This window comes from Bradyrhizobium sp. Kon37, from assembly GCF_055807535.1.
Genome location: NZ_JBVVOY010000087.1, coordinates 1 through 748, shown reverse-complemented (window position 1 = coordinate 748; position 748 = coordinate 1). Strand labels below are relative to the sequence as shown.

Genomic DNA, 748 nt, shown 5'->3' with positions numbered 1-748 from the left:
CGGTGATGGCTTTCCGTGTCGATATGGACGCGCTGGATCTCAGTGAAGAGCAGGATGTCAGCCATCGCCCCTACCGCGACGGTTTTGCGTCATGTAACGCCGGAATGATGCATGCCTGTGGTCATGATGGACATACCGCCATTGGGCTTGGGCTGGCGCATACCCTTAAACAGTTCGAGTCCGGACTACATGGCGTCATCAAACTGATTTTTCAGCCTGCAGAGGAAGGTACGCGTGGCGCGCGGGCGATGGTCGATGCAGGTGTCGTAGATGATGTTGATTATTTTACTGCCGTGCACATTGGCACTGGCGTACCTGCGGGCACCGTGGTGTGCGGCAGTGATAATTTTATGGCAACCACCAAATTTGACGCGCACTTCACCGGTACCGCCGCTCACGCAGGCGCAAAACCAGAAGACGGTCACAATGCCTTGTTGGCGGCAGCACAAGCCACTCTTGCACTGCATGCAATCGCCCCGCACAGCGAAGGAGCTTCCAGAGTAAACGTGGGCGTTATGCAGGCAGGAAGCGGTCGTAACGTTGTTCCTGCCTCGGCGTTGCTGAAAGTGGAAACACGCGGGGCCAGCGACGTCATTAATCAATATGTTTTTGACCGTGCACAACAAGCGATTCAGGGCGCAGCAACCATGTATGGTGTCGGCGCTTCAACACGTTCAAGGGCCTGAGTGACCCCCGCGACCTGAGCCGCCTGACTTTGCAACCATGCGACCCATTGCGGCGAAGGAGA

1 pseudogene is annotated in these 748 nt (G+C 56.6%); it reads left to right on the top strand.

The window, feature by feature from the left end:
• Positions 1–674 (top strand): annotated as a pseudogene (abgA, locus tag AC0L3J_RS37165) (p-aminobenzoyl-glutamate hydrolase subunit AbgA); the annotation flags it as partial.
• Between the last annotated feature and the right edge of the window lie 74 nt (positions 675–748).